This is a genomic window from Psychrobacter sp. HII-4, assembly GCF_904846595.1.
GTDB classification, from domain to species: domain Bacteria; phylum Pseudomonadota; class Gammaproteobacteria; order Pseudomonadales; family Moraxellaceae; genus Psychrobacter; species Psychrobacter celer.
The window spans coordinates 1-1251 of sequence record NZ_CAJHBJ010000093.1; the positions used below are offsets into that span (position 1 = coordinate 1).

Sequence of the window (1251 nt, forward strand, 5' to 3'; positions counted from 1 at the left end):
TGTCATCAAAGCTTTTCATGCTGCTAGCCATTTGCTGGGCAAGTTTTTTAAGGTCGGTTTGCTTAGTCATTGCTTATTCTCCGGTTAGTGGATTATAAGCAGTTACACAAAGTTTGGGAAACTCTCTGAGCTGATGCCCAATCAGTGAATACGCTGGATGTAAACTCACTGCCGTTATCTACCCTTATTTGCTTAGGGTAACCATGCCACTCGGCTAGCTGATCAAGGTAGCGAATTACTCGGAGTGAAGGTATACTGGTACCAATATCAATGCCTAATACTTCACGGTTGTAATCATCAATCACATTAAAGGTTCGAAAGCGAATAATGAAAATATTATCAAAAGTAATGCTTATCAACCTAGGCCTGGTGCTCACGATACCACTACTAGGCTGTAGCAACTTTAAAGAAGGAGAGCAGTCTACTCGCTTTGGGCCTGGTCTTATCGTTACCGTAGGGCAAAACCCTGCAAAATGGTTTCTAGAGGATAAAGAGAACAACTATACTACTATTCCTCAGATGATTATTGAGGCGACAACTCCTGTAGTTTGTAGTAATACACCTGATGGTAAGTTTGATGTCAGTCACTGTGCATTAAGTCAAGAGATACCGCTACCTGAAAAGATAGAGTTTCGCTATGGAAAATGGTTGTCAGAAAATGAAGAGGAACAACAATTTCCGCCTATCCCGAGAGAAGAGTATACCAATTTACCTCGTTTAGTAGATAATTACGAGTCTAGAGCCGCCTTTGAAAAAGCGAAAGATAAGTTTTATGAGCGGTTATTTAACATACCTAAGTACAAAGCAGTACGTGAAGCCAAACGCGCGTCAAAAGAAGCTATTGATTGGCATACTTATACCTTCTACCCTCGTAAAGTCATGCAAAAGTACGACAATTTAAGTCCTTATAACTATGCAAGAAGTTCATTTGTACATTATGATATTACCTTTAATCCCGATTTCACAGTAACGACAGATGAGTATATAAGGTATCTATCCTCTCCAACAATTAAATAAAATGAAGTATAAAAAGTGGGTTAGTGATGTTCTATCAGCTAGATACATAAGGTGTCTGGCTTTTTTAGGTGTTTGCTAGACGGTAATCCCCCCAAAAAATAATAACCCTTAAAAGTAGAAACTAACTGCTAAAATACCAGCAGGAGATTTCGACATGAAAAAATCAAGATTTACCGACACCCAGATAGTTAATATACTCAAACAAGCAGAACAAGGCGTGCCTGTCAGTGACAT

Annotated in this window: 2 protein-coding genes; one reads left to right on the top strand and one right to left on the bottom strand. The window is 39.0% G+C overall.

Annotation, left to right across the window (positions count from 1 at the left end; all coding sequences use genetic code 11):
* Positions 1-92: 92 nt before the first annotated feature.
* Positions 93-377: a DDE-type integrase/transposase/recombinase gene (locus tag JMX98_RS13850; RefSeq protein WP_413786563.1), complete on the bottom strand. Its 285-nt coding sequence runs from the start codon at positions 375-377 to the stop codon at positions 93-95.
* Between JMX98_RS13850 and JMX98_RS13855 the strand changes: the two genes are divergently transcribed.
* Positions 328-1017, top strand: a complete 690-nt coding sequence (locus JMX98_RS13855) for a hypothetical protein (protein ID WP_201587408.1) — start codon at positions 328-330, stop codon at positions 1015-1017. The two genes, JMX98_RS13850 and JMX98_RS13855, sit on opposite strands and share 50 nt — an antisense overlap.
* Positions 1018-1251 lie beyond the last annotated feature (234 nt).